The organism is Halopseudomonas sp. (assembly GCF_036961105.1).
GTDB lineage: Bacteria > Pseudomonadota > Gammaproteobacteria > Pseudomonadales > Pseudomonadaceae > Halopseudomonas.
In genome coordinates, this window is sequence record NZ_JBALWW010000062.1 from 1 (window position 1) to 624 (window position 624).

General features: G+C 63.3%; 1 protein-coding gene. It reads right to left on the reverse strand.

Annotated features, from left to right (window positions below; all coding sequences use genetic code 11):
• Positions 1 to 624: AAA family ATPase (locus V7756_RS18990; protein WP_335611762.1), on the reverse strand; the 624-nt coding region annotated here is incomplete at both ends.

Consider the following 624-nt stretch of genomic DNA (forward strand, 5'->3'; position numbering starts at 1 on the left):
TGTTTATCCCGTTCCCGCAATGCCTCACTTAGCGGCTGGTTAATCGCTTGGGCGAGCTGGCCGATGCCGCTTTTTTCAGTAAAGCGGTGGCTTACCCGCAGCATGGTAATGGCTTGGTCTAGCGGCTGGCCGTTGGGGTCGATTAATGCCTCCGGCAGCGGGTGGTCGGTGAGTTCGGCCAGCCACTGCGCCGTGGCGGGAGTGTAGTGAGCGGCATCGGCGCGGCGGCATAGGTCGCCCAGCACAGCACCTGCTTCCACGGACGCCAGCTGGTCTTTATCCCCCAGCAGCACCAGCTTGGCGCTGGGGGGCAGGGCGCTGAGCAGCGCCGTCATCATTTCGATATCCACCATCGAGGCTTCATCTACCACCAGCACATCCAGCGCCAGCGGGTTGGCGGCGTTGTGGCGGAAGTGGCGGGTGTCGGCGCGGGCGCCAAGTAGCCTGTGGATCGTGGTCACTTCCGTCGGAATGTCTATTGCGTTCGATGAGGCGGCGGCTGATTGCTCATCTAGTAGCGATTCCAGCCCGCTAAGGGGTAGATCTTTCACCTGCCCGGCGATGGATTCATTTAGCCGTGCGGCGGCTTTGCCGGTGGGGGCGGCCAGGCGAATGCGCAGCGGG